This is a genomic window from Microbacterium sp. BWR-S6Y (assembly GCF_041379845.1).
Classification (GTDB): Bacteria; Actinomycetota; Actinomycetes; order Actinomycetales; family Microbacteriaceae; genus Microbacterium; species Microbacterium hydrothermale.
Genome location: NZ_JBFECV010000007.1, coordinates 88134 through 113152, shown reverse-complemented (window position 1 = coordinate 113152; position 25019 = coordinate 88134). Strand labels below are relative to the sequence as shown.

26 protein-coding genes and 1 tRNA gene are annotated in these 25019 nt (G+C 71.2%); 10 read left to right on the top strand and 17 right to left on the bottom strand.

The window, feature by feature from the left end:
• Positions 1-12 precede the first annotated feature (12 nt).
• The gene (locus AB1K56_RS14975) at positions 13-2964 is read left to right on the top strand and encodes a UPF0182 family protein (protein ID WP_136585325.1); all 2952 of its coding nucleotides are present in this window, start codon (positions 13-15) and stop codon (positions 2962-2964) included.
• Positions 2965-3323: 359 nt separating this feature from the next.
• Here the strand turns inward: AB1K56_RS14975 and AB1K56_RS14970 are convergent, their stop codons facing one another.
• From AB1K56_RS14970 to idi, 7 genes are read right to left on the bottom strand one after another with little or no spacing between them, the layout of a single operon-like run.
• Entirely contained in the window at positions 3324-4214 is an 891-nt protein-coding gene (locus AB1K56_RS14970; RefSeq protein WP_371206293.1) for a prenyltransferase, read from the bottom strand.
• Positions 4211-4582, bottom strand: coding sequence for a lycopene cyclase domain-containing protein (locus AB1K56_RS14965; protein WP_371206292.1), 372 nt, complete (start codon positions 4580-4582; stop codon positions 4211-4213). Before AB1K56_RS14965 ends, AB1K56_RS14970 begins: the two co-directional genes overlap by 4 nt.
• The gene (locus AB1K56_RS14960) at positions 4579-4914 is read right to left on the bottom strand and encodes a lycopene cyclase domain-containing protein (protein WP_264631059.1); all 336 of its coding nucleotides are present in this window, start codon (positions 4912-4914) and stop codon (positions 4579-4581) included. Before AB1K56_RS14960 ends, AB1K56_RS14965 begins: the two co-directional genes overlap by 4 nt.
• Before the next feature lies 1 nt (position 4915).
• On the bottom strand, positions 4916-6472 hold the full coding sequence (crtI, locus tag AB1K56_RS14955; protein ID WP_264631058.1) for a phytoene desaturase family protein: 1557 nt from the start codon (positions 6470-6472) through the stop codon (positions 4916-4918).
• Positions 6469-7338, bottom strand: a complete 870-nt coding sequence (locus AB1K56_RS14950) for a phytoene/squalene synthase family protein (RefSeq protein WP_371206291.1) — start codon at positions 7336-7338, stop codon at positions 6469-6471. The genes crtI and AB1K56_RS14950 overlap by 4 nt, the downstream gene beginning before the upstream one ends.
• The gene (locus AB1K56_RS14945) at positions 7335-8402 is read right to left on the bottom strand and encodes a polyprenyl synthetase family protein (RefSeq protein WP_371206290.1); all 1068 of its coding nucleotides are present in this window, start codon (positions 8400-8402) and stop codon (positions 7335-7337) included. Before AB1K56_RS14945 ends, AB1K56_RS14950 begins: the two co-directional genes overlap by 4 nt.
• A complete protein-coding gene (gene idi, locus AB1K56_RS14940) occupies positions 8399-8950 on the bottom strand; it encodes an isopentenyl-diphosphate Delta-isomerase (protein WP_371206289.1) in 552 nt (183 codons plus the stop codon). Before idi ends, AB1K56_RS14945 begins: the two co-directional genes overlap by 4 nt.
• 63 nt (positions 8951-9013) lie before the next feature.
• Here idi and AB1K56_RS14935 point away from each other — a divergent pair, with 63 nt between their 5' ends.
• Positions 9014-9493: a MarR family winged helix-turn-helix transcriptional regulator gene (locus AB1K56_RS14935; protein WP_371206288.1), complete on the top strand. Its 480-nt coding sequence runs from the start codon at positions 9014-9016 to the stop codon at positions 9491-9493.
• A gap of 17 nt (positions 9494-9510) precedes the next feature.
• On the opposite strand, the gene AB1K56_RS14930 is transcribed toward AB1K56_RS14935, so the two are convergent.
• The 5 genes from AB1K56_RS14930 to AB1K56_RS14910 all read right to left on the bottom strand — a co-directional run bounded on the left by AB1K56_RS14930 (position 9511) and on the right by AB1K56_RS14910 (position 12306).
• Positions 9511-10152 carry a formylglycine-generating enzyme family protein gene (locus AB1K56_RS14930; protein WP_371206287.1) on the bottom strand — a complete coding sequence of 214 codons (642 nt, stop codon included), beginning with the start codon at positions 10150-10152 and terminating at the stop codon, positions 9511-9513.
• Entirely contained in the window at positions 10149-11069 is a 921-nt protein-coding gene (locus AB1K56_RS14925; protein WP_371206286.1) for an SMP-30/gluconolactonase/LRE family protein, read from the bottom strand. The genes AB1K56_RS14930 and AB1K56_RS14925 overlap by 4 nt, the downstream gene beginning before the upstream one ends.
• A gap of 49 nt (positions 11070-11118) precedes the next feature.
• Positions 11119-11607: a hypothetical protein gene (locus AB1K56_RS14920; protein ID WP_371206285.1), complete on the bottom strand. Its 489-nt coding sequence runs from the start codon at positions 11605-11607 to the stop codon at positions 11119-11121.
• A 64-nt stretch (positions 11608-11671) separates the two neighbouring features.
• Positions 11672-12013 carry a hypothetical protein gene (locus AB1K56_RS14915; RefSeq protein ID WP_371206284.1) on the bottom strand — a complete coding sequence of 114 codons (342 nt, stop codon included), beginning with the start codon at positions 12011-12013 and terminating at the stop codon, positions 11672-11674.
• A 219-nt stretch (positions 12014-12232) separates the two neighbouring features.
• Positions 12233-12306, bottom strand: a tRNA-Met gene (locus tag AB1K56_RS14910).
• Between the two features lie 83 nt (positions 12307-12389).
• On the opposite strand from AB1K56_RS14910, the gene AB1K56_RS14905 reads away from it, so the two are divergent.
• The 3 genes from AB1K56_RS14905 (at position 12390) to AB1K56_RS14895 (ending at position 14184) form a co-directional block, all read left to right on the top strand.
• Entirely contained in the window at positions 12390-12887 is a 498-nt protein-coding gene (locus tag AB1K56_RS14905) for a DUF6328 family protein (protein ID WP_371206283.1), read from the top strand.
• Positions 12884-13690, top strand: a complete 807-nt coding sequence (locus AB1K56_RS14900; protein ID WP_371206282.1) for a carbon-nitrogen hydrolase family protein — start codon at positions 12884-12886, stop codon at positions 13688-13690. Before AB1K56_RS14905 ends, AB1K56_RS14900 begins: the two co-directional genes overlap by 4 nt.
• A gap of 71 nt (positions 13691-13761) precedes the next feature.
• Complete coding sequence (locus tag AB1K56_RS14895) at positions 13762-14184, top strand: nuclear transport factor 2 family protein (protein ID WP_371206281.1); 423 nt, start codon at positions 13762-13764, stop codon at positions 14182-14184.
• Between the two features lie 4 nt (positions 14185-14188).
• On the opposite strand, the gene AB1K56_RS14890 is transcribed toward AB1K56_RS14895, so the two are convergent.
• On the bottom strand, positions 14189-15394 hold the full coding sequence (locus tag AB1K56_RS14890) for an aminotransferase class I/II-fold pyridoxal phosphate-dependent enzyme (protein ID WP_371206280.1): 1206 nt from the start codon (positions 15392-15394) through the stop codon (positions 14189-14191).
• A 201-nt stretch (positions 15395-15595) separates the two neighbouring features.
• Here AB1K56_RS14890 and AB1K56_RS14885 point away from each other — a divergent pair, with 201 nt between their 5' ends.
• The 3 genes from AB1K56_RS14885 to AB1K56_RS14875 are packed head-to-tail and all read left to right on the top strand — an operon-like array spanning position 15596 to position 19920.
• Positions 15596-17170 carry a trypsin-like peptidase domain-containing protein gene (locus tag AB1K56_RS14885; protein WP_371206279.1) on the top strand — a complete coding sequence of 525 codons (1575 nt, stop codon included), beginning with the start codon at positions 15596-15598 and terminating at the stop codon, positions 17168-17170.
• Between the two features lie 39 nt (positions 17171-17209).
• Complete coding sequence (locus AB1K56_RS14880; protein WP_371206278.1) at positions 17210-18463, top strand: CDP-glycerol glycerophosphotransferase family protein; 1254 nt, start codon at positions 17210-17212, stop codon at positions 18461-18463.
• On the top strand, positions 18460-19920 hold the full coding sequence (locus AB1K56_RS14875; protein ID WP_371206277.1) for a CDP-glycerol glycerophosphotransferase family protein: 1461 nt from the start codon (positions 18460-18462) through the stop codon (positions 19918-19920). Before AB1K56_RS14880 ends, AB1K56_RS14875 begins: the two co-directional genes overlap by 4 nt.
• 43 nt (positions 19921-19963) lie before the next feature.
• Here AB1K56_RS14875 and AB1K56_RS14870 read toward each other — a convergent pair whose 3' ends face one another.
• Together AB1K56_RS14870 and AB1K56_RS14865 are read right to left on the bottom strand one after the other, a co-directional pair.
• Positions 19964-20305: a hypothetical protein gene (locus tag AB1K56_RS14870; RefSeq protein WP_371206276.1), complete on the bottom strand. Its 342-nt coding sequence runs from the start codon at positions 20303-20305 to the stop codon at positions 19964-19966.
• A 31-nt stretch (positions 20306-20336) separates the two neighbouring features.
• Complete coding sequence (locus AB1K56_RS14865) at positions 20337-20501, bottom strand: hypothetical protein (RefSeq protein ID WP_371206275.1); 165 nt, start codon at positions 20499-20501, stop codon at positions 20337-20339.
• A 176-nt stretch (positions 20502-20677) separates the two neighbouring features.
• Between AB1K56_RS14865 and AB1K56_RS14860 the strand changes: the two genes are divergently transcribed.
• Positions 20678-21160 carry a MarR family winged helix-turn-helix transcriptional regulator gene (locus tag AB1K56_RS14860; RefSeq protein WP_371206274.1) on the top strand — a complete coding sequence of 161 codons (483 nt, stop codon included), beginning with the start codon at positions 20678-20680 and terminating at the stop codon, positions 21158-21160.
• Positions 21161-21179: 19 nt separating this feature from the next.
• Here the strand turns inward: AB1K56_RS14860 and AB1K56_RS14855 are convergent, their stop codons facing one another.
• Positions 21180-22262 carry a glycosyltransferase family 2 protein gene (locus tag AB1K56_RS14855; RefSeq protein WP_371206273.1) on the bottom strand — a complete coding sequence of 361 codons (1083 nt, stop codon included), beginning with the start codon at positions 22260-22262 and terminating at the stop codon, positions 21180-21182.
• Positions 22263-22304: 42 nt separating this feature from the next.
• On the opposite strand from AB1K56_RS14855, the gene AB1K56_RS14850 reads away from it, so the two are divergent.
• Positions 22305-23555, top strand: a complete 1251-nt coding sequence (locus tag AB1K56_RS14850; protein WP_371206272.1) for a CDP-glycerol glycerophosphotransferase family protein — start codon at positions 22305-22307, stop codon at positions 23553-23555.
• A 49-nt stretch (positions 23556-23604) separates the two neighbouring features.
• Here AB1K56_RS14850 and AB1K56_RS14845 read toward each other — a convergent pair whose 3' ends face one another.
• Complete coding sequence (locus tag AB1K56_RS14845; RefSeq protein ID WP_371206271.1) at positions 23605-24948, bottom strand: aminoglycoside phosphotransferase; 1344 nt, start codon at positions 24946-24948, stop codon at positions 23605-23607.
• Positions 24949-25019 lie beyond the last annotated feature (71 nt).

The following is a 25019-nucleotide window of genomic DNA, read 5'->3' as shown; positions in this document are numbered from 1 at the left end:
TAGGATGAAGAGGTGACCACGACCTCAGCGCCGAACCAGGCCACGCCCCCGAACCGCTCCCGACGGATCATCTCGATCACCCTGGCGGTGATCGCAGCGCTCGTCGTCGCGTTCTTCGTCTTCGCGAACCTCTATTCCGATTGGCTGTGGTTCCAGCAGCTGGGCTTCACGGGGGTGCTCACCACCCAGTGGATCGCGCGCACCGTGATGTTCGCGGTCGGGTTCCTCGCGATGGCGGTTCCGGTGTGGGGCGCGATCCAGTTGGCGTACCGCCTCCGACCCGTCTACGCGCGTCTGAGCTCGCAGCTCGACCGCTACCAGGAGGTCGTCGAGCCGCTGCGCCGTCTGGCGATGTGGGGCATCCCGATCTTCTTCGGCTTCTTCGCCGGGTTCGCGGCATCCGCGCAGTGGGAGACCACCTGGCTGTGGGCCAACGGCGTCTCGACCGCGACGACCGACCCGCAGTTCGGTCTCGACACCGGCTTCTATCTGTTCGCGATGCCGTTCTACGCTGCCGCCCTCGGGTTCGCGTCGGCGGTCGTGCTCGTCTGCCTGCTGCTGACGGCCGTGGTGTCGTACCTCTACGGTTCGGTGCGCGTCGGCCAGCGCGAGCTGCGCATCTCGAAGGCCGCGCGCATCCAGCTCGCGATCCTCGCCGGCCTGTACCTGCTGCTGCAGGGTGCGAGCCTGTGGCTCGACCGCTTCCGCTCCCTCGTCGAGCCGTCTGAGCGCATCACCGGTCCCGGCTACGTCGGCGCGAACGCCGTCATCCCGGGACAGACGATCCTCGCGATCGCCGCGGTCATCGTCGCCCTCGCCTTCTTCGTCACGGCCTTCATCGGCCGCTGGCGCTACCCGCTCATCGGCACCGCGCTGCTGGTCGTCTCGGCGATCGTGGTGGGCGCGGCGATCCCGTGGGCGGTGACCACCTTCCAGGTGCGTCCCAACGAGCTCACGCTCGAGAGCCAGTACTACCAGCGCAACCTCGACGGGACGAAGGCCGCGTACGGCATCGACAAGGTCGAGAAGGAGAACTTCCAGGCGACCACCGAGGCCGAGGCCGGTCAGCTGCGCAACGACGCCGAGTCCACCGCGCAGCTGCGCATCATGGACCCGGCGATCATCGGCCCCACCGTTCGCCAGCTCGAGCAGTACCGCGCCTACTACCAGTTCACCAACCCGCTGGATGTCGACCGGTACACGATCAACGGCAAGACGCAGGACACCGTGGTGTCGCTGCGCGAGCTGAACATCGGTCAGCTCGGCGACGCCGCGTCGTGGCAGAACACGACACTCGTCTACACGCACGGCTACGGAATGGTCGCCGCCGCGGGTAACGAGCGCACCGCCGACGGCGACCCGGTCTTCCTCGAGCAGGCCATTCCGGGGACGGGCTTCCTCACCGACCTGAACTACGAGCCCCGCGTGTACTTCGGCGAGAGCTCCCCGCCGTACTCGATCGTCGGCGCGCCCGAGGGCACCGACCCGATCGAGCTCGACTACCCGCTGGGCGCCGACGGCGGCACCGAGACCCGTACGACGTTCACCGGCAACGGCGGCCCGAGCGTGGGCAACGTCTTCAACCGCCTCATCTACGCGCTGAAGTTCCAGTCCGAGCAGATCCTCTTCTCCGACAGCGTGAACGCCGACTCGCAGATCCTGTACGACCGCAACCCCAAGGACCGCGTCCAGAAGGTGGCGCCGTACCTGACGCTCGACAGCGACCCGTACCCGACGGTCGTCGACGGTCGGATCAAGTGGGTCATCGACGGGTACACGACCAGCTCGAACTACCCCTACTCGACGGGCGTCTCGCTGTCGCGCGCGATCGCCGACTCGAACAACCCGGCCCCGACCTACGCGCTGGATGACATCAACTACATCCGCAACTCGGTCAAGGCCACGGTCGACGCCTACGACGGATCCGTGCAGCTCTACGCGTGGGACGACCAGGACCCGCTGCTGCAGGCCTGGCAGAACATCTACCCCTCGTCGCTCAAGCCGTGGAGCGACATGTCGGCCGACCTGATGAGCCACGTGCGCTACCCGACCGACCTGATGAAGGTGCAGCGTTCGATGCTCGGCGTCTACCACGTCGACGACGCGACCTCGTTCTACCGTCAGGACAACCGGTGGACGACCCCGAACGACCCGCAGGACCCGGCGACCTTCCAGCCGCCGTACTACCTGACGATGAAGATGCCGAGTCAGGACGACCCGACGTACTCGATGTTCACGAGCTTCATCCCGGCATCGCAGGGTGGTCAGGCGCGCAACGTGCTCACCGGGTATCTCGCCGTCGATTCCAACGCGGGTGCCGAGAAGGGCACCAAACGCGAGGACTACGGACGATTGCGCATGCTCGTGATCGATTCGGCGACCACGGTCCCCGGACCCGGTCAGGTGCAGAACACCTTCGACTCGGATACGAACGTCTCGTCGCAGATCAACATCCTGCAGCAGGGTCAGTCGCAGGTGCTCCCGGGCAACCTGCTGACGCTCCCGGTCGGTGGCGGTCTGCTCTACGTGCAGCCGGTGTTTGTGCAGTCCTCGGGTGACACCAAGCTCCCGCAGCTGCGCCGCGTGCTCGTGGCCTTCGGCAACGAGATCGCGTTCGAGAACACGCTCAGCGAAGCGCTCGACACGCTGTTCGGGGGTGATTCCGGCGCGAGTACCGGTGACTCGAGCGTGACCCCCAGCGATCAGAACGCGGGCGGAGGCACCACGACGAACCCGTCGGTCCCGGCCGGCGACTACGCGGCGGCGCTCCAGGAGGCACGCGACGCCCTGAACGCGCGCCAGGCGGCGCTCACCAGCGGTGACCTGTCGGGCTTCGCGGCCCAGGACGCGCGCCTCACCGCGGCCGTGCAGCGGCTGCTCGACCTCGAGAGCCAGGGCCAGGGCGGAACGGCGACGCTGTCGCCCACGCCGACCCCGACCCCCGAGGCCACGCCCGCGGGCTGACCCCTCGCACCGACGCCGGCGCTCCGCTTCCGCGGGGCGCCGGCGTTGTCGTGTGCGGCGGCGTCTCGGGCCCCCGCCCGAGCCCGCGAGACGGCACGCCGCCGACATCTCGGCGACATCGTGCAACCGTCTCGTCAGCTCCGTGCAGTCTCGGCATCCCGCGCCCGCGCCGCACCAGCGCACAGCGCTGCCTCACCGCGCAGCGCCCCCTACAGCGCCGCGCACGCCCCCGCACCGCGCAGCGCACCGCACCAGCGCCGCGCACGCCCCCGCACCGCACAGCGCCCCCGCACAGCGCCGCGCACGCCCCCGCACCGCACGGCGCACCGCAGGGCGCTCCGCCGCACCCTCGCACCGCCTCACGCGCTCAGAAACCACCACCAGATCAGCAGCATCGTCGTGCCGAAGCCGGCGATCTGGTTCAGCCAGAGGAAGCGGTTCCATCCGGCGGTGGCGCGGTCGCTTTCGGCATCCGTCACGTTGCGGTAGGGCCAGCACACGACCAGGTACGGGATCACGAGAAGGGCGGCCAGGGGGCCGGGCCACGCCGTGAACAGCATCGCCACGCCGGCGAGGGCGTACGCCGTGAGCGCGAAGCGCACCGTCCAGCGCGCCCCGCGGGCGGTCGCGATCGACGAGATGTCGGCGGCGCGGTCGGCCTCGACGTCCTGCACCGCGCCGAAGGCGTGCGAGGCGATACCCCACAGCGCGAACGCGACGAAGACGAAGACGAGCTGCCACGTCCAGACCGCGCCCGCGAGCACGAGACCGTACACGGCGGGGGAGAAGAAGTGGATGCTGCTGGTCATCGAGTCGAGGAACGGACGTTCCTTGAGCCGCAGCGGGGGTGCCGAGTAGAACACGACGAAGAACAGGCTGAGTGCGAGCACGAGCCATGACAGCGGCGAGCCGATGATCACGAGGTACACCACGAACGGCAGGCACGACAGCGCCGAGGCCCACAGCGTGATGGGGTGCATGCGCTTGGCGAGCACGGCGCCGTGCGTGCCGCCCTTGCGCGGGTTGCGCAGGTCGGATTCGTAGTCGAAGACGTCGTTCACGCCGTACATCGCGAGGTTGTAGGGCACGAGGAAGAACAGGATGCCGACGATCAGGGGCGCATCGACCTGGCGCGTGGTCAGCAGGTAGGCGGCGGCGAAGGGGAAGGCCGTGTTGATCCAGCTGACGGGCCGTGACGAGACGAAGAGCTCGCGCGCCACGCGACCGGGGGTGAGGGCGGGCGTGGTCATGCGGTGTCCTTCGTCGTCAGTCGGGGCGGAGGCGGCGTGCGGGGCGGGAGCGAGGAGCGGGCGGCGGGGTGGGTCCGGGCTGTCAGCAGGGTGTACAGCGCCGGCAGCAGGAACGCCGCGCACAGGGGGTAGGCGAAGTCCTCGATCGGTGCGAGGCCGAGCCGCAGGCCGCTCAGGTGCTCCTGAGGATACGAGAACAGGTCGACCGCGATCATGAGGTTGTCGAACACGAGCGTGAGGCCCAGCAGCACGAGGGCGGTGAGACCCGAGGATGCCATGCGCTCGCGGAACCGCGGACGCCGGGCGGTCGACAGGGTGACGAGGGCGGTGAGCAGCACGAACGGCACGACGATGAGCGGGTAGGTCATGACGACCCCCGGGCGCGCGAGCGGCTTCGCGCACGCCGTTCGAACACGGCGAACATCACCACGGCGAGGTAGCTGAGGAACAGCAGGAAGAACACCTCTTCGAGCGGGAGGTGCGGGGCGAGCATCACCCCGACGAAGAGCGGACTCTCGCCCTTGACGAACACCCCGGTGACGATGCCCACCAGGTCCCAGGCGAGGAAGAAGACCGTCCCCAGCAGCACCGTCACCGTCGTGCGCACGGGCGCGACCCGCAGCGCCAGGGAGTACTTCAGGTCGATGAGCATCATGCCGACCAACGAGAAGAGGATCGCGCCCAGGTAGAGCCCGGGCACGTCAGACCGCCGCGCGCGCGGGTTCTGCCAGGGGACCGGGGGTCTTGTCGCCCGTCATGCGCTTGACCACGAGCTCGGCCGAGATCAGGCACATGGGAAGGCCGATGCCGGGGAGCACCGAGGTACCCGCGTAGTAGAGGTTCGAGACCTTGCGCGAGCGGTTCTTCGGACGGAAGATCGCGCTCTGGTTGAGCGTGTGCGCGAGTCCGAGCGAGTTGCCGTGCCAGGCGTGCAGGTCTTCTTTGAAGTCCTCGGGGGCGATCGTTTTGCGCACGACGATGCGCTCGGCGAAGTCGGGGATGCCGGTCCACTCGCCGATCTGCGCGATGACGCGGTCGGCCGCGGCCTCGATGCGCGCGTCGCCCGCGCCCGAGACGCCGCCGCGACCGCTGTCGGGGTCGGCGGGCACGGGGACGAGCACGAAGAGGTTCTCGTGCCCCTCGGGGGCGACGGAGTCGTCGGATGCACTCGGGCGGCAGATGTAGATGGATGCCGGGTCGGGGATGCGCTTGTTCTCGCCGAAGATGGCGTCGAAGTTGGTGTGCCAGTCGTCGGTGAACAGCAGAGTGTGGTGGGTGAGCTGCGGCAGTTCGCCTTTGACGCCGAGCAGGAGCAGAAGGGCGCCGGGGCTGGGCACCTTGTCGTCCCACCACTTCTCGGGGTACTGGCGGTCCTTCTCTTCGAGCAGGTCGTTCTCGGTGTGGTGCAGGTCGGCGCCCGAGACCACGGCATCCGCGGCGATCACCCGTCCGTCGGCGAGGCGCACGCCCCTGGCGACTCCGGATGCCGTGATGATGGCATCCACCGGAGACGAGGTCTCGATGCGCACGCCGCGTTCGCGGGCGAGCTTCTCGATCGCGGTGATGATCTCGGTCATGCCGCCTTTGGGGTACAGCACGCCGTCGCCCAGGTCGAGGTGGCTCATCAGGTGGTACAGGCTCGGCACCTCGAACGGGGAGCCGCCGAGGAACACGGCGGGGTAGGCGAGGATCTGCTGCAGGCGAGTGTTTTTGAAGTCGTCGGTGACGCGCTTCCACAGCGTGCGGGTGAGCAGCGGGATGAGCGTGGGCAGGCGCTTGATCAGCGCGGGGTCGCGAAGGCCCTTCGTCGACGAGTAGGGGTCGTACAGGAACTTCGACGTCGACAGCTCGTAGGCGTCCTTCGCCGAGTCGAGGTACGCCTCGAGGTTGTCGCCCGATCCGGGTTCGTGCTCCTCGAACAGGGCGCGCACGGCCTCACGGCCCGAGACGATGTCGATCGGCTCGCCCTTGCCGGGAGGACCGTACACGCGGTACGCCGGGTCGAGGCGCACGAGGTCGAGCTGCTCGTCGGCGCTCGTGCCGAGCAGGCGGAAGAAGTGGTCGAACACCTCGGGCATGAGGTACCAGCTCGGCCCGGTGTCGAAGCGGAAGCCGTCTTTCTCCCACGATCCAGCACGACCGCCGAGGGCGTCGCGCGCCTCGAAGAGCTGGACGTCGTGGCCGCGGTCGGCCAGAAGGGCGGCGGTGCCGAGACCGGCGATTCCGCCACCGACGACGACGATGCGCTGGGCGCTCATGAGCGGGGACCTTTCGGAGGACGCCCGAGGAGGGCGCGGGCGGCGAGGGTGGCTTTGACACCGTCGGGGACGCGGACGCGGGGCGCGCCCGCGGGGGAGAGACGCAGCCGTCGCGAGAGCTCGGCGAACAGGTCGTGCGCGCAGGTGACCGCGGCGCGGCAGTCCGGCGGCAGGTGGGGGATGACGGATGCCGCGGCGGCGAGGTCGGCGTCGATGCGATCGAGCACCGTGGTGCGCCGCTCGTCGTCGGCGGCGCCGTCGAGGTAGTCGCGGCCGAGGCGGTCGGCGTCGTCGGCGACGTCGCGCAGGAAGTTGACGTCTTGGAAGGCGGCGCCGAGGCGTCGCGCGCCGTCGACGAGGTCGGCGGCGGGTTTCGCGGGCGCCGACATGCCGGCGTTGAGGAAGACCTGCAGGCACATCAGGCCCACCACCTCGGCGGAGCCGTACACGTACGCGTCGTGCGAGACGTCGTCGTGCGCGGCCGTGTCGAGGTCGGTGCGCATCGAGGCGAAGAAGGGGGCGATGAGGTCGTCGCCGATGCCGCACTCGCGCGCGCTGCGGGCGAAGGCGTGCACGACGAGGTTGGCGCTGAAGCCGGAGGCGATGGCATCCGCCACCTCGGCCTCGAGGGCGTCGAGCACTGCGCGTTCGCGCTCCGGGGGGAGGCCCGCGTCGTGGGCGGGTCCGTCGACGATCTCGTCGGCGACGCGCACGAGGGCGTAGATGTTGCGCACGTGCGGGCGGGGCCGGGGGCCGAGCAGGCGCGCGGCGATGCCGAACGAGGTGGAATAGCGCGAGATGACGGCGGCGGCGACGTCGTCGGCCGTCTGCGAATACAGCTCGAGACCCGTGGGGGCGTTGCTCACGGAATGCGCTCCTGCACGGCCTCGACGAGATCGATGAGCATGAGGCGGCACTCGGTGGGCAGCGTCGAGGCTTCGACGATCGCGATCGCCTCGTCGAGCGTCTCGCACACGAGCACCTCGAGGCGCGAGCGGGCGCCGGACTTCGCCAGAGCCGTCTGCGCGGCGCGCACGGCGACGGGTCCGGTGTGGGCCTGCGCGAGTGCGGCGCTCACCTCGGGCCAGTGCGTGCTCTCGCGGGCGAGCGAGATGAGGTGCGTCTTCTTCGCCTCGCGGAGGTCGCATCCCTCGTCTTTGCCCGAGGCGGCGGCGGTGCCGAACGCACCGATCAGGTCGTCGACGAGTTGGTAGGCCAGTCCCAGCCGCTCGCCGAAGCGCTCAAGAGCCCACTGCGTGGAACGCTCCGCCCCGGCCATGACGGCTCCCGCTTGCAGCGGGGCCGAGAAGGAATACACGGCGGTCTTGTCGTGCGTGGTGCGCAGCACCGTCTCGGGGTCGACCTCCCCGGGCGAGACGGCGTTCTCGACGTCGGCGAGCTCGCCCGCGGCCGAGACGAGCACCGCGTCGTCGACGAGCTGCAGCAGCTGTTCGCGGAGGGATGCCGGGATCTCGGCGACCGCGATCATGCGCCCTGCCTCGTGCAGCAGCAGGTCGCCGGCGAGGATCGCGGCGGCGTCTCCGAGGAGCGCCGCGCCGTCGGCATCCGCGCCCTTGTCGAGGCCCCGGCGGCGGAACTCCCCGCCGACGTTGGGCACGCCGCGGCGTTCGACGTCGTGGTCGATGACGTCGTCGTGCACGACGAAGGCGGTGTGCAGCAGTTCGAACGCGGCGGCGACCTCGTAAAGGGCGGGGCGGGCGATCGCGGGACCGTGCAGCGTCTCGAAGGCCGAGACGACGAGCAGGGGGCGGAAGCGCTTTCCGCCGCTCGCGGCGCGCCGGATCGAGGATGCCAGGGCCCGGGCGCCGTCGCCGAGGGGACCCACCCGTCGGTCGAGGCGCTCGAGCGCGTAGTCGATGGCGGCGTCGATGCCCTGGCGGGCCAGGGGGGTGGAGTCGAGCGTGATCATGACGCGCGCCTCACCGCGGGTGGCGTCTCGAACAGGTGAAGCTGCTGGGCCTGAAGGACGAGCCACGGGCTGAACGCCCACGGAGTGGCCTCGAGCGAGGCGGCGAGGTCGAGCGGGTCGACCCAGCGGTACTCGGCGACCTCGTCGGGGTTCGGCTGCGGCTCGTCGTCGGTGTGCGCGACGTAGACCGGGCAGATCTCGTGCTCGACGATGCCGCTGGCGTCGACCGCGCGGTAGCGGAAGAGCGGGAGGGCGAGCTCGAGATCGCGGACCGTGAGGCCCACCTCGAACTCGGCGCGACGGTGGACGGCGGCGAGCACGGGCTCGGCCGGGCCGGGGTGGCCGCAGAACGAGTTGGTCCACACGCCGGGCCACGTCTTCTTGTGCAGGGCGCGGCGGGTGACCAGCATTTCTCCGCGGCTGTTCATCACGTGGCACGAGAACGCGAGGTGCAGTTGCGTGTCGGTGCCGTGCACGCTCGCCTTGGGCGCCGTGCCGATCTCGTTTCCGAAGTCGTCCAGGAGGACGACATATTCGGTCTCGCTCATCGTGCCTCCCGTTTGCTAGTTTAGCTAGCGATGTGAGCCTGACTATACCCAGCGTGAAAGGGGGTGTCCACCGTGGACAACGCCGTGTCGACTTCTGCTACACGACCCGCCATCGCCCAGACGCTGCGCGCGGTGCAGACCCTCAGTGACGCTCTCGACCGCATGCACAGCGGCATGAAAGGCGACATGGGCATGAACGCCAGCGACCTGGCCACGCTGCGCATGCTGACCATCCGCGAGACGCGGGGCGAGATGGTCAGCCCGCACGACGTCGCGACGCATCTGCGCATCTCGACGGCGTCGACGACGAAGCTCATCGACCGCCTCGTCGCCTCGGGCCATCTCGAACGCCGACCTCACCCCTCCGACGGTCGTGCGCGGGTCGTGGTGCTCACCGAGAAGTCGCGCCGGGAGTTCTTCCAGCACTTCGGCGCGCACCTCGGCGCGATGCGCGAGATGGCCGCCCAGTTCGACGATCGGCAGCTCGAGACGGTCGCGTCGTTCATGGATCAGCTGACCGAGGCGATCTCCACCGACGACTGAGCAGGCGCGGCCGGGGATCACCCCCGCGCCACGCGCACGCCGACGTCGTCGAAGGCGTCGCGCGGGCGACCGCCCCGTCGGGCTGCGGCGCGCACGAGCGCCGGGGCGTCCGACCACCCGCCGCCACGAAACACTCGCGCGTCGCTCTCGCCCTCGGGGTCGTAGAGGTCGCTGCACCATTCCCACACGTTGCCGAGGGTGTCGAAGAGGCCGTGCAGGTTCGGCATCCGGGCTCCGACGTCGACGGGGGCGCTGAGTGCGTCGGCGGAGGTCCACGCGACCTCGCGGACGGGGCCGTAGGCGGCGTTGACGCTCCCCGCGCGGCAGGCGTACTCCCACTCGTCTTCGGTGGGCAGCCGGAAGCCGTCGGCGTCGGTGTCGGCCGTGACGACCTCGCCGTCGAAGGAGTAGATGGGGTCGAGGCCCTCCCACTCGCTCAGCGCGTTGCACAGGCGGATCGCGCGCAGCCAGCTGAGGTGGGTGGCGGGACGACGCGGATGCCCAGAAGGAATGCCGAGCAGTTCCGCCAGCTGCTCCTCGGTGATGGGGTAGACGCCGATCTCGAACGCCGCCACCTCGATCTCGCGGCGTTCGGTGCCGCGCTGGTCGCCGCGCAGCACGCGTCCCGCGGGGATCCGCGCCATCTCCACATCGCTCACGCGAGTTCCACCATCCACAGGTCGCTGTCGCCGGTGATGAACAGGCGCTTCTCGTCGGCGTCGAAGGTGCAGTTGCTCACGACGTGCGGGGTGGGGATGACGCCGAGGCGCTGCCCGTGCTCGTCGACGATCACGACTCCCGCCTGACTCGAGATCCAGAGCCAGTCGCGGCTGTCGACGACGAAGCCGTCGGGGATGCCGGCATCCACCGTCGCGAAAGTGCGCGGGGCGCCGAGCCTCTCGCCGTCCCAGCTGCACGCGACGACGCGGGGCAGGGCGGTGGCGTTCGATTCGGCGACGTAGAGCGTGCGCTCGTCGCGGCTGAAGGCGAGGCCGTTGGGCTGGTCGAGGTCGATCATGCGCGCGAGACCGGTGTCGTCGTGCCAGCGGTACACGCTCTGGTGCGACAGGGTGGGTTCGGCGGGGTAGCCCTCGCGCGGATCCGAGATGCCGTAGGTCGGGTCGGTGAACCAGATCGCCCCGTCGGATGCCACGACGAGGTCGTTCGGGGAGTTCAGGGGCTTCCCTTCGAAGGCGTCGACGAGTAGGCGCGTGCCGTCCTCGTCGGTGCGGCTGACGCCGCGGCGGCCGTGCTCCGCCTGCACGAGTCGGCCTGCGGCATCCATCGCGTTGCCGTTGGCGAAGTCGCTGCGGTCGCGCACCGTGACGATGCGGCCGTCGTCGTAGCGCGCGAGGGTGCGGCGGCCGATGACGTCGCTGAAGACGAGGGCGTTCTCGGCGGGCCACCACACCGGCCCCTCGGCCCACGTGGCGTCGTCGTAGAGCGAGAGCAGGCGAGCGGATGCCGGCAGCACGGCCGACAGGCGTTCGTCCCACACGCGCGGGGGAGCGACGTCGACCGAACGGGGCTCGCGCGGCGGCTGGAGGACGCGACCGTCGATGGGGATCTGGGGCATGCGTCCAGTCAAGCCTGTCGGCGCGCTGGGCCGACCCGGGTTGACGGGCTCAGCCGAAGGGGTGGGCTGTCGGCGCCGCGGGTGAGGTGGCGAACTGGATGAGCGCCTGCAGGCACGGTTCATCGCCGATCGTTCCGGACAGATGACCGCTCTTGCCGTCGATCTCAGCGGTGTCGGTGTCGTGCCCGAAGTGGATGTCGCCGGGGCCCATCTCGACGCGCGATCCATCCTGCGTCTCGAGGAACCACCGGCCACGCAGTGGGATCACCCACTGCGGATGGGGAGACGGATGCCACTGCCCCACCCATCCGACCGGGAGTGCGGCGAACAGCACGGCCGTGACCTCTCCGGGGAACGGGCGCATCCATTGCGGGTCGGCTCCGCCGCCGACGCTCTGCAGGCCGAAGCCGCGGAGTGTCGACTCGTCGAGCCGGCTCCTGCCGTCGAGGTCGGTCCACATGTGCACGAACGGCAGTGCCGGGGGAGTGTCGGCGTCGCGGCCGTCGTTGTCGAGCGGGGCTGTCGTGGTGGTGTGCATGCTCCCGAGTCAACCCGGCGAGGGTTCCGCGCGCCCTCGCTTGACGCCGCGGGGGACGGGCGTGCTAGTCCGACGGATCGGTCTCGCGGCGCACACGCCGTTTGGTGACGCTGACGAGCACGCCCGCCGTCGCGAGCGCGAGAGCCCCGCCGCCGACCCAGAACCCGAGCAGGGTCCCGGCGTCGAGGCCGGACGACCGCAGGGCGTGGGCGCTCGGTGCCGAGGGATCTCCCGCCTCGAGGGCGGGAGCATCGGCCGTCGTCGCCACGGTGCGGGCGTCGAGTGCCGATGCCTCGGTCGCTGCGGCGGCGGAGATCGCCGGCGCGCCTCCCAGCAGAAGCAGGCTGGCGAGACCGACGGATGCGATGCGGCGGGGGGCGGTTCGGCTCGGGGGAATCCGACTCACGGGTGCCTGCTTCCGATGATGCTGCGCCCCGGAAGGCGACGCAAAGGAGATCGGCCATCACACATCGTTGAGTAACAGCAAGGAATTCATCCAGTATCCCCCGGGAGAGCCGTGCGCACAACGACGCGGACGGCCGTGCCGCCCCGAGAGCTCTCGTGGTGCATGCCGCGCGGGAAAGACAGAAGGCCCCGGATCTCGCGATCCGGGGCCTTCTTCTTGTTGCGGGGACAGGATTTGAACCTGCGACCTCTGGGTTATGAGCCCAGCGAGCTACCGAGCTGCTCCACCCCGCGGCACAAGAGAAAACATTACGCCGAGATGAACGACATGGCAAATCGGGGCACAGCGCCCGGGAGTGTCGCGAGAGAATGGGCCGGTGAGCAACACTTTCGACGATTTCGCCGACGGGCGCCCCGAGAGCCCCGCGCAGCGCGCGGATCGCAACTGGAACGAGATTCTGCAAGAACTCCGGGTGCTGCAGACGGGCACGCAGATCCTCACCGGCTTTCTGCTGGCCCTCGCGTTCCAGAGTTCGTTCGCCGAGCTGTCGCCCGCGCAGCGCACGTTCTACCTCGTGTTGATCTGCCTGGCGGCGCTGAGCGCCGTCGTGGCGCTCGCGCCGGTCGCCCTGCACCGCGCGGTGTTTCACCTGCAGGTGAAACCCTCGCTCGTGCGGGTCGGCCACAACGCCCTGCGCGGGGCCCTGGCCCTCGTCTCGCTGCTGCTCGTCGGCGTGGTCGTCTTCGTGTTCGACGTCGTCGTGTCGCTCGCGGCCGCGGTGACCGCCGGAGTCGTGCTGGGGCTCGTCATCCTCGTACTGTGGGTCGTGGTGCCGGTGTTCGTCCGGCGCCGGGGGAGAGGGGCAGCACGATGAGCCAGCACACCGTCGGCGTCGCGGTGGCCCAGTTCGCCCCCGCGGCCTCGGGAGAGGCGAACCTCGCCGACATCGCGGATGCCACCCGCACGGCCGCCGCGCGCGGAGCCCGCGTGGTGGTGTTCCCCGAGTACTCCAGCTACTTCATCGATCCCTTCGACTCCTCCCTCGCCGAGAACGCCGAAGACCTCGACGGCCCCTTCGTGCAGGCCCTTACGCGTCTGGCGGCCGAGCTGGACCTCGTCGTGGTCGCGGGGCTGCTCGAGCGGGCCGACGACGGCCGGCGCGTGCGCAACACGGTCGTGGCGGTGGCGGGTGACGGCATCCGGGCCGTGTACCGCAAGCTCCACCTGTACGACGCCTTCGGTCAGCGGGAGTCCGACTGGGTCGAGCCCGGCGAGATCGCGCCGCCGCAGACCTTCGAGGCGGCGGGGCTGCGGTTCGGGTTGATGACTTGCTACGACCTGCGCTTCCCCGAGGTCGCGCGCACGCTCGCCGACGCCGCGGTCGACGTCGCACTGGTTCCGGCGGAGTGGGTGCGCGGTCCGCTCAAAGAGCACCACTGGCGCACGCTCGTGCAGGCGCGCGCGATCGAGAACACCTTCTTCGTCGCCGCCGCCGATCACTCCCCGCCGCTCGGGGTCGGGCACTCGATGATCGTCGACCCGCAGGGCGTGACGATGGCGCAGATCGGCACGGCCACCGACGTGGCGGTGGCGCACCTCGATCCCGAGGCCATCTCGCGCGTGCGTCGCGTCAATCCCGCGCTGGCGCTGCGGCGCTACCGCGTCACTCCGCGCTGACGTGCCCTCACCTCTCCCTCGCGCTGCGGGACCGCCCGGGGGAGCGCGGCGCGGTTTCCTATCCTTTGCGCATGATTCATGGCCGAGAAGCGCACGAGAGCGCGCGGGACTGTGTCGACCGGATGCTGGCGGCGATCACCGCGGGCGACCTCGAGGCGGCCGCCGACACGTTCGTCGCCGACGCGCGCGTGGTCAGAGTGCAATACGCCGAGGGGCGCGTGTGCGGGGGTGCGATCGTCGCGATCGGCCTCCCCGACGTCACCCGGTGGCTGGAGGCGATCATCGCCCGCGACGTCTCGGTGCACCGCATCGCGGACCACGTCGAGGGTGAATCTCTCGTCGTCCGCACCGCGTGGTCGATGCGCGGCTTCGGCGAAGAACGCGTGCACTCCTCGAGCGTCGCGGTGTACGAGGTCGTCGACGGACGCATCTCGACCCTGCGGGCGACCTCGCACGACGAAGAGGGCGCGGGCCGCCCGGCCGCACGGGTCTGACGGCTCAGCCCCGCGTCATCCCCGCGAGACGTTCCGCCGCGTCGGCGAGCACCTCGACCTTCTTGCACGCGGCGAACCGCACGAGCGTCGCATACCGGTCCCGGTGCGCGGGCGACGCGAAGGCGGTGAGGGGGATGCCGACGACCCCGGCGCGGGCGGGCAGCTCGCGGCAGAACGCATCGGCGTCGGTGGCGCCGAGCGGGGCGGCATCCACCACCGTGAAGTACGACCCGCCCGGGGTCGACACGTCGAAGCCGGCGGCGCGCAGACCCGTGCCGAGCAGAGCGGCCTTGGCGGCCATCTCGGACGCGACCGAGGCGAAGAACGCGTCGGGCAGGCGCAGACCGACCGCGATCGCCGGCTGGAACGGCGAACCCCCGACGTAGGTCAGGAACTGCTTGACCGCGAGCACCGCCGACACCAGGTCGGCGGGGCCCGTGACCCAGCCGGTCTTCCAGCCGGTGAGCGAGAACGTCTTGCCCGCCGATGAGATCGACACCGTGCGCTCGGCGGCACCGGGGAGCGTCGCGACGGGAACGTGGGGTCCGTCGAAGACGAGGTGCTCGTAGACCTCGTCGGTGACGATGATCGCGTCGTGCCGGTGCGCGAGCCGCACCACCTCGTCGAGCACCTCTCGCGTGAAGACGGTGCCGGTGGGATTGTGCGGATCGTTGACGAGGATCACGCGCGTGCGGTCGGAGACGGCGGATGCCAACTGCTCGAGGTCGGGCTGGAAGTCGGGCCACCGCAGCGGCACCGGTACGAGCGTCGCGCCCGAGAGGGCGACGCACGCGGCGTAGGAGTCGTAGTAGGGCTCGAACACCACGACCTCGTCGTCGGGTCCGTCGACGAGGGCGAGCAGCGTCGCGGCGAGCGCCTCGGTGGCCCCCACGGTCACGAGCACCTCGCGCGCGGGATCGAGCTCGACGCCGTAGAAGCGGCGCTGGTGCTCGGCGACGGCGTCGAGCAGATCGGGGAAGCCGCGCCCGGGGGCGTACTGGTTCACCCCGTCGGCGATCGCGCGACGGGCGGCGTCGAGAACGGCCTCGGGACCGTCCTCGTCGGGGAAGCCCTGGCCGAGGTTGAGCGCCCCGGTCGAGGCCGCGAGCGCGCTCATCTCGGCGAAGATCGTGGGGACGGGTGCGCCGTCGGCGGCGAGGAGTCCCGCGCCGCGGGCCGTGCGCTGCCAGGCGCCGGGAATCTGCTGCATGCACCCAGGATGCCGCACCTCGCGGAGCGCAAGCGGGAATGCCGTCACGGGGCGACGTGCTACACCTCGAGAGGGGCCGTGACGCGCCCCCGGAACCTCGCGGCGACCTGCTGCGAGACCCATAGAGGCGACTCACGCTCGTCATAGGTGGCCCACAGGATCCACGGTCATCGTAGAAGCGCCTGGAAGAAGGAGCATCCCATGAGCGACACCACGGACAACCGTCCCGAGGGTAACGACAACAGCCACAACGCTGAGGCGCCCACGTCGTCGCAGCACCACACCCCGACCCCCGCCGGCAGCGACGCCGCCGCGCAGACCCCGGCATCCCCGGCCCCGGGCGTTCCCCCCGTGCCGACGCGCTCGCCCGCCGCGGCCGCTGCCTCCTGGCCCCCGCCGGCCGCCGGCAGCGCCCAGCCCGGCGCCCACGCCCCCTCCGGCCCCTCCGCCCACGGCGGCTACGCCTCGGCCCCCTCGGGCGCCACCACCCCGACCGGACAGGCCTTCGGCCCCGCCGCCACCGACGCCCACCCCACGCTCACGCTCGGCGACACGGCGGCCGCCGCGCCCCGCAAGAAGAGCGCGGCCCCCCGCGTCGCGGCCCTGCTCGTCGCGGCGGCCCTCGTCGGCGGCGGTGCCGGCCTCGGCGGCGCGTACGCCGGCGTCAACCTGTGGGGCGGCTCGAACGCCTCCACGGTCGCGGGTCCCACCGCCATCACGGTCAACGACCCCAGCAACGTCAACGACACCGCCGCGGTCGCCTCGAAGGTCGTGCCGAGCGTCGTCACGATCAGCGCCACCGGCACGTCGGCCGGCGGCACCGGCTCGGGCGTCATCCTCAGCGCCGACGGCTACGTGCTCACCAACACCCACGTCGTCACCCTCGACGGGCAGACCGGAGACGCCAAGCTGTCGGTCACCACCTCCGACGGGCGCGTCTACGCGGCCACGGTGGTCGGCACCGACCCCACGTATGACCTCGCCGTGATCAAGCTCACGAACGCGTCGGGCCTGACCCCCATCGAGTGGGGCGACTCGTCGAAGCTCAACGTGGGAGACGCGACCACCGCGATCGGCGCTCCGCTGGGCCTGCCCAACACGGTGACCACCGGCATCGTCAGCGCGCTGAACCGCTCGATCCAGGTCGCCTCGTCGGCCGCGCCCTCCGACGGGTCCGACTCGCAGCAGACCGAGCCCGGTCAGGAGAGCCCGTTCCGCTTCGACTTCGGCCAGGGCCAGCAGTCGCCGTCGGCGAGCGCGACGATCAAGATCGCCGTCATCCAGACCGACGCGGCCATCAACCCCGGCAACTCCGGTGGTGCGCTGGTCGATGACGAGGGCAAGCTCATCGGCATCAACGTCGCGATCGCGAGCGCGGGCGGATCGTCGTCGTCGGGCTCGCAGTCGGGCAACATCGGCGTCGGCTTCTCGATCCCCTCCGACATCGCCAAGCGCATCTCGCAGGAGATCATCGACAACGGCTCCGCCACGCACGGTCTGCTGGGCGCGTCGGTCCAGGATGCCAGCGGCATCCAGGGTGCGACCACGACGGGCGCGTACGTCGCCGAGGCCGTCTCGGGCGGCGCGGCTCAGGCCGCCGGCCTGGCCAAGGGCGACATCATCATCAAGGTCGACGGCATCCCCGTGACCAACTCCATCGACCTCACCGCCCAGGTGCGCGCGCTGGCCGCGGGCTCCACGGCCGAGATCACCTACCTGCGCAACGGCCAGGAGAAGACCGCCGAGGTCACGCTCGGCACCATGACCCAGGGCTGAGCCCCACGGTCGGACGCCACCCCGCGATAGGCTCGCGGGGTGGCGTCTTTCTCGTTCGGTGCGGGAAACGCCCGGAAACTCCGCCGCATCCCCCTGTATCTCGCCGGTCGCCTGCTCACCGCGATCGTCCCGAGATCGCGCGACGAGTGGGTGTTCGGCTGCGCGGTCGGTCTCGCCGACGGCGCCCTCGCCCTGCACACCGTCGCGACCGCCCACGGCGAGCGCACGACCTGGCTCGTCGCCGACGCCGAACAGCAGCAGGATGCCGATCGCCTCGGCATCCGATCGGTGCGGCGCGACAGTCTCGCGGGGTTCTGGCGCACGGCCCGAGCCCGCGTGATCGTCGTGACGCACGGGTTCGGCGACGTGCAGCGCTACGCCACGACGGGGGCGGTGATCGTGCAGCTGTGGCACGGGATCCCGCTCAAACGCATCGGACTCGACTCGGCCGAGACCACGCGCAGCCCGGTGCTGCCGAGCGTGCTCTCGCCCGTGCTGCGGGTGCTGTACCGGCGCACGACGAGACGGATCGCGGTGCTGCCGGCCGCCTCGCACCTCGTGCGCGGACGCCTCGAGAGCGCGTTCGGCCTCACCGACGACCGCGTGCCCGTGACGGGCGAGCCCCGCGTCGACGTGCTCTCCACCGGCACCGCCGACTCGCGACGCACCGCGGCGCGCGAGAGGCTCACCGAGGTGCTCGGGATGCCGCTCGGCGACCGCCGCGTCGTGCTCTACGCGCCGACGTGGCGCGACGGAGCGCCCGACCCCGCCGTTCCCGACGCGGGGGAGTGGGGGCGGATCACCCGCGTGCTCGACGACGCCGGCGCCCTTCTCCTGGTGCGCTCGCACCCCCTCGGCGAGGGGGACTACCGCCCGCCGCGGGGTGCGGCGGACCGCGTCGCCGCCCTCGGCAGCGACCTCGTGGCCGACGTCACCCCGCTCCTGCCCGGTCTCGACGCCCTCGTCACCGACTACTCCTCGCTCGCGTTCGACGCCGCCCTCGTGCCGCTGCCGGTGGTGTTCTTCGCCCCCGACCTCGAGGCCTACACGGCCCGTCGAGGGCTCTACGGCCGGTACTCCGACGTCGCCGGCGACAGGCCCGCGCGCTCGTGGGACGACGCTCTCGCGCAGATCCGCGCCGTCCTGGCCGACCCGCGCGCGACCCTCGCCGCCTCGCGCGAACGCAGCGCGCGCGTGCACGCCCACCGCGACGGGCGCAACGCGGAGCGCGTGTACCGGGTCGTGCGGGCGCGGATCGGCGCCACCCCCACCCGGAAGGACGACCGCCCATGACCGACGCGCGCCTGTTCGACGACGCCGGGATGCCCGCCCTCGAGATCAGCGGAGAGGGCCCCCGGCCGGCATCCGTCGAGCTCGAGGGGGCGCGGGCGCGCACCTATGGGCGCCTGCACGGCCGCGGGCGCACCTGGCGCGCCGTGGTGCCCCTGCACGCGGCGCGCTGGGGCGGCGCAGACCTCCCGCTGCCCTCGGGTCGCTATCGACTGCGCATCGAGGCCGGGGAGGCGACGGATGCCGACGCCTCGGCTCCGACGCTCGTCGAGACCGCGCTGCCGGGTCTGCGCGCCGCGCTCTCGGACGGGGTCGTGACCGTCGCCCCGCCCGTCGATCCGGTCTACCTGGCGGGGGAGGGGCGCGCCGCGATCGAGCGCCGGTACGCGATGGGCGGCCGCGAGCCGCTCGAGAACGCCGTGTTCTTCGAGAGCTTCTACGGGCGCACCGCGGGATGCAATCCCCTCGCGATCGACCGCGAGCTCGCCCGTGTGGCCCCGGGGGTGACCCGCTACTGGAGCGTCGTCGACCTGTCGGTCGAGGTGCCCGAGGGCGCGATCGCGGTCGTCGAGGGGACCCCCGAGTGGTGGCGGGCGCGCGGCGTCTCGCGGCTGCTCGTCGTGAACGACTGGCTGCGCCGACGCTTCGTGCGCCGCCGCGGACAGCGGGTGCTGCAGACCTGGCACGGCACGCCGCTCAGGCGTCTCGCCCTGCACCGCCCCGGATTCGACCCGCGACGCGCACTCGCGGTGGTGCGCGAGAGCCGGCGGTGGAACATCCTGCTCGCGCAGAGTCCGTACGCCGCGCGCGTGCTGAGCAAGGCGTACGCGTTCCTGCGTCGACCGATCTGGGTCGAGGGGTACCCCCGCGACGACGCCCTGCAGAACGACGACGGTCTCGAGACGCGTCGGCGCCTCGGCATCCGTTCCGACGAGCGGGTGCTGCTCTACGCGCCGACCTGGCGCGACGATCGCGAGCGGATCGTCGACTTCGTCGACCCGTCGGCCCTCGCCCGCGCGACCGACGCCGTGGTGCTCGTCCGCGGTCACACGCGCACGCTGCAGCCGGGGGCCGACCTCGACGGCCCGCGGGTGATCGACGTGACGGGCTACCCCGACACCTCCCGGCTGCTCGCCGCCGCGGATGCACTGATCACCGACTACTCCTCGGTGATGTTCGACTTCGCGATCACGGGCAAGCCGATGTATTTCCTCGTGCCCGATCTCGAGCGCTACCGCGGGGAGATGCGCGGCTTCTACTTCGACCTGCTGGATCTCGCTCCGGGCCCGGTCGTGCGCTCGCAGGACGAACTCGAGCGGGCGCTCTCCGAGGTGGACCCGTCGATCTTCGCGGAGCGCCACGCGCGGTGGCGGCAGCTGTTCGCCCCTCGGGACGACGGCCGCGCCGCAGAACGCGTCGTGGCGCGCATCCTCGATCAGGGGCTCGTGGAGCACGGCTGAATCGGACCGCTCACCGCTTCTTCGGAGAAGGAGCCTCCGCGCGTCAGGCGGCCGCGAGGAGCTGCTCGCGGTGCGCGTCCTCGTGCTGCTGCCAGGTCTCCGCGTTCAGCAGCAGTCCGGATGACATCGACGCTTGGTCGGCGAGCTGACGCAGGTATCCGCCCGACAGGCGCGCGGACTCGGCGGAGGAGTACTGGAACCGCATGGAGATCGACGGCTGCACCCACAGCGTGGTGCGCGCATGACCCTCGGCCCTGTCGGTCCAGGTGATCGTGAAGGACTCGCCGCGTCGGAGCTTCGTGGACAGGACCACCTGCAGGTACTGCAGGAGGCGGTCGTCGATCTGGAGAGGCTGCGTGTCGGCGCTGTAGAAGAGCATGCCCATGAGGGAGAAGTGGTTCCTGTGCAGAAGCGGGTCAGAAGAACAGGGGGAGCACGACGGCGGCGCTGAGGCCGCAGGTCGCGATGCTCGCCCACACGACGACGGTCGTCAGGCGTGCGGTGGAAACCGCGGAGGCCGAGGGGACGAAGGTGGAACGGTGCCGCAGCGGGGTGTTCGTGGTGAGGGCGGTGCTGGTCATCGGGACGTTCCCTTCTTCGTCGGAGCGAGGGGTTCCTCGCTGATAGATAGCCTAGCACCTAATTAAGCTCGTTAATCATCATGTCTCCGAACATTCAGGAAGACTGACAGTCAGTCGAGCAATCTTCCGCGTCCGGCTATGCTGTTCGGATGCGCCGGAACCAGGAGAGCGGGTCGATGAGTCGAGAACACGAGGTCTCCTCCCCGCTCATGGAGGCTCTGACGCACTACTCGCGGGAGCGCGAAGCGGCGGCCGCGAAGGCCCGCAAGCAGCTCGGCGTCAACGAATTGGATGCCAAGGCGCTCGCCTTCGTGGGGGCGAATCCGGGCATGCGGCCCTCCGAGCTCGCCGCGACCCTCGGGGTGACCTCGGCCGGCATCACCACGATGGTCGAGAGGCTCGTCCGCCGCGGCATCCTCCGTCGTGAGCTCGACGCGAGCGATCGCCGGGTCAACCACATCCATCTCGCGATCGACCTCGAGAACGAGCCGTGGTCGCAGCTCGCGGCGTTCGACGACGCCTGCCGCCGCATCATCGGCAGCCTCGACCCGCAGATCGAGGCCGACCTCGCCGACTTCCTCAGCAAGACGACGATGGCCGCGACCGAGCAGGTCGCGCGCGTCGACGCTCTGGTCGACGAGGCCTCCGCCGCGGCCTGACCCGGGTCGTTCCCGCCCGTCAGGGCAGGGGCGTGTTGCGGCCGTCGAGGCGCGAGGTGTCGACGGTGTCGCGCGCACCGCGCAGCAGCGCCCAGAGGAAACCCGCTCCCCACGAGACGTGCATCGACGGCAGCACGGCGGCCGTCCACGCCTTGTCGCGCCACCCGCGTCCCCCGCCGCGTCCGAGCGCCCCGACGGCGACCAGCGCCGCGTACGCCGCCACCGGCAGGTGCAGCAGCCCGCGCGTGCCCCAGCGACCGCGAGCCGCCTGCGTGACGCCCACGATCAGTGACACCGCCGCCGCGACCAGCAGCGCCGGCGGAGCGAAGAACCGCAGCGGAGTGCCCCGCGGATACCGCCGCACGAGCTCGCCGCGCCACGCACCGGTCGCCCGGAACTGCCGCACGAGCCGCGTCCAGCTCTCTCGCGGCCAGTAGACGACCGACAGGGCCGGATCGAACCACACGCGGTAGCCCGCGCGGCGGATGCGCAGGTTCAGTTCCCAGTCCTCGCCGCGGCGGATGCTCTCGTCGAAGAAGCCGACCTCCTCGAGGACGCTCCGTCGCATCACCCCGAGGTAGGCCGACTCGGCCGGACCCTCGCTCGACCCTCCGTGATAAGCGCCTCCGCCGAGTCCCACGCGGGAGTTGTACGCGCGCGCGACCGCCCGCTGGAACGGCGACCGCCCGTCGGCGCGCATCACCCCGCCGACGTTGGCGGCGCGCACCCGCCGGAGCGTCGCGAGGGCGCGGCGGGTGTAGCCGGGCGACAGCTCCGAGTGCGCGTCGACCCGCACGATCGTCGGGTACCGGCTCGCGCGGATCGCGCGGTTGAGTCCGACCGGGATGTCGGCGGCGGGGTTCTCGATCAGGACGATGCGGTCGTCGGCATCCGCCAACTCCCGCGCGATCGCGTCGGTGCCGTCACTCGAGGGGCCGAGGGCCAGGACGAGCTCCACCGGTCCGGGGACGTCTTGAGAGAGAGTGGATGCCACGGCCCGACGCAGATACCGCTGCTCGTTCAGCACGGGCATGACGAAGCTCACGCCGGCATCGTCGGGGGGAACGGGCGCGTCTCTTCCGCCGGGGGTCGGGAGGGGCATCCCTCGATCCTCTCAGACGAGCCTGGCCGCTACCCTGGAACGATGCCCCTCGCCCGCGACGCCCAGCTGGCCGTGGGGCTGCTGCGCAAAGCCCTCGCCACCCGCAACGCCCGCCGCGACCTGCGCCGCGCCCTCGACGAGCGGGGGCCGCTGCCCACCGGTCGCTTCCAGGTCGCGGTGTACTTCGCCGACGGCGCCGTCAACATGTACCAGATGCGGCAGTGGTACGCGCCGCTGCGCGAGCTCTCGAAGACCTGGCCGGTGCTGGTCATCAGCCGGGCGATCCGCGGCGCGGACGCGCTCCTGAAGGACGACGCCCTGCCCGTCGCCTTCGCCCCGACCGTCGGCGCGGTCGAGCAGGTGCTCGCCGAGCAGGACATCCGCGTGGTGCTCTACGTCAACCAGAACACCCGCAACTTCCAGATGTTCCGGTACGGCCGGCGGTGGCACGTGTTCATCAACCACGGCGAGAGCGACAAGATGTACATGTCGACGAACCAGTTCAAGGCGTACGACTACGCCCTGGTGGCCGGCGACGCCGCCCGCGAGCGCCTGTCGCGCGTGCTGTGGGACTACGACCTCGATCGGCGCACCTTCTCGATCGGCCGGCCGCAGGCCGACCACTACTCGGGCGTGCTGCCGTACGAGCCCGACGAGCGCACGGTCGTGCTGTACGCGCCCACGTGGGAGGGCGATCGCCCCTCCGCCCACTACGGCTCGATCGCGACGCACGGAGAAGCCCTCGTGAAGGCCCTGATCGCCACCGGGCGTCACCGGGTGATCTATCGCCCGCACCCCCGGTCGGGGGTCGTGGATGCCGCCTACGGCGCGGCCGACAAGAGGATCGTCGCGGCCCTTGCGGCGGCCAACGCCTCCGACCCGGGCGCCCACCACGTGCACGACACCGGTCCCGACCTCGGCTGGCAGATCGCGGCCGCCGATCTCGCCGTCGTCGACATCTCAGCGATGGTCTACGACCGTCTCGCGGTGGGAAAGCCGCTGATGATCACGCGGCCGGTTGATCCGGAGGCCCTCGTCGACGACAGCGGATACCTCTCCGCCTGCGAGTGGCTGGATGCCGCGGCATCCGGGTCGATCGTCGCCGAGGCCGACCGCGTGCTCGGCGACCCCGACGCGGTGGGACGACTCGAGAACTGGGTGCGCCACTACTTCGGCGACACCAGCCCGGGCGCCGCGACGGCGCGCTTCGAGGCCGCGATCGGCGAGCTCATGCAGCGGTGGCAGCAGTGGCACGATCGCTCGGCAGCAGCCGAGGACGTCACCGGGGCCTGACGCCCCACCGTCGAACGGGGCCCGCGTTCTCGCCGGGCATTGCGGCGACTCAGCCCAGCGGGGCCAGTCGCCCGATCGCGGCGAGGGGGATGCCGACCCAGTCGGGCCGGTTGCGGGTCTCGTAGATCGCCTCGTAGACCGCCTTGTCGAGCTCGAACGCGGCGAGCAGCGCGTCGTCGACCGCGCGGTCGGGGCCGGCCGTCTCGGCGTACCCCTCGAGGAACGCCTGCTGCGCGGCGATCACCCACGCCCGCACGGCCGCCCCGTCGTCGTCGGCGACGGCGCCCGAGACGTAATCGAACGAACGCAGCATGCCCGCGACATCGCGCACCGCGACGTCGGGCTGCAGGCGCTCCGAGATCGGCCGCAGCGGTTCGCCCTCGAAGTCGAGCAGCACCCAGCCGTTGGCGGGGGTGTCCAGCACCTGCCCGAGGTGAAGGTCTCCGTGCACCCGCTGCAGCGCCGGCCACGGCGCCACGGCGGCCGCGGCGTAGACCTCGCGGATCCGGTCGGCGTACGGCGCGAGAGCGGGGACCTCGGCGAGCGCGATCGACAGTCGCCGCTCCCAGGCGCCGACGACGGCCGCCCGGTCGACGCCCTCGGGTTCGCGCGTCGGGAACTGCGCCGCGAGCGCGACGTGCATCCCGGCGACGCTCGCGCCGAGCGCATGGGCGCGGGCGGCGAAATCCTCGTCGGCGGCCGCGGCGTCGAGAGCAACGCGCCAGGCGTCCTCGACGCCCTCGAAGAACTCCTGCGCGAACGCGAGCGACCCGTTCACGGGCACGCCCTCGGGCGTCACCCATGACCCGCGCACCTCGCCGATCGCCGCGGGCACGAAGGCGGCCCCGCCGGCGGCGAGCGCCGACTGCAGTTCGACGTCGGGGTTGATGCCGGGGTTCACCTGGCGGAAGAGCTTGCAGATGATCGGGATGCCGGCATCCTGATCATCTGCGGGACGGAAGATCAGCGAGGTGTTGGACTGCTCGCCGCTGAGCACCTTCGCCGTCGCGCGCGGAGCGACGGGACGATCGCCGGACGGCGCGAGAGCGATGCCGAGAAAACCGTTCTCGGCGACGCCGACCTCACCGCCGACGGTGACCCAGGCGTAGAGCTGATCGGTGAAGGCGGGGTCGGTCGTGGCATCCGCCCACACCCGCCCCTCGGAGGCGGGACCGATGAGGCTGCCCGGGGGGACCGAACCCTCGGCACGCCGCACCACCGGCACCTGGTACACGATCGCCGGCTGCACCGCCTCGTCGCGGACGAGCAGGAGCCGCGCGTCGTCGGCCAGCTGCCAATCCGCGACCACGGTGAGCCGGGGATCGCGTCCCTTCGTGCCGTACCAGCGTTGCCGCGGCATCCAGACCGCGAGGAGATCGAGGAGGTCGCCCATGCGGCGAGGCTAACGCGCCCGGCCGCGTGACACGCGGGTCTTGCGCGCGGGTCTCGATCGATGAGAGGGGA